Annotated in this window: 1 protein-coding gene; it reads right to left on the bottom strand. The window is 69.9% G+C overall.

Annotated features, from left to right (window positions below; translation table 11 throughout):
• Positions 1–155 precede the first annotated feature (155 nt).
• Positions 156–509: ATP-binding domain-containing protein (locus KDM41_19020; GenBank protein ID MCB1185516.1), on the bottom strand; the 354-nt coding region annotated here is incomplete at its 5' end.

Below are 509 nucleotides of genomic sequence, written 5' to 3'. Positions count from 1 at the left end.
GGAATCCGTCTGTTGGACTTCACAACGGGTCCCCGCTACCAAGAACAAGGCCCTGGCCAGATGGCCGGGGCCTTTTTTTCCCACGCTGTCGCCGTCCCCGCCGACGCAGCGGAGGCATCCCTGATCACCGGCGCCGCGTGGATCCTCGTTCAGGGTCAGCGCGCCGGTCCAGCGGAGAGCACCCGGATGCCGGCCTCCCCCAGGAAGCGGCTCTCCCTGCCCCTGGTGCAGACGATCTCCAACCGCTCCCTCGCCCGCGTCAACGCCACGTAGAACAGGCGCCGCTCGGCTTCCAGTCCGCCCGTCTTGAGCGATGCCGCATGCGGAGCCAGCCCCTCGTCCACGCCGTAGAGGATCACCCGCGGCCACTCACGTCCCTTGGCGCCGTGGATCGTGGCCAGATCGAGGCCTTCCAGCGGAACTCCTCCCCGCTCGCAGGCGGCGCGGACCTCCTGCAGCAGGCGGTCCGTCCGGGCCAGCACCGCGGTGGTTCCGGGTTCGGAGCCCTT

The organism is bacterium, assembly GCA_020440705.1.
In the GTDB taxonomy this organism is placed as follows: Bacteria; Krumholzibacteriota; Krumholzibacteriia; order LZORAL124-64-63; family LZORAL124-64-63; genus JAGRNP01.
The sequence above is the reverse complement of the archived record's forward strand: the minus strand, read 5'-3'. Positions and strand labels throughout refer to the sequence as shown.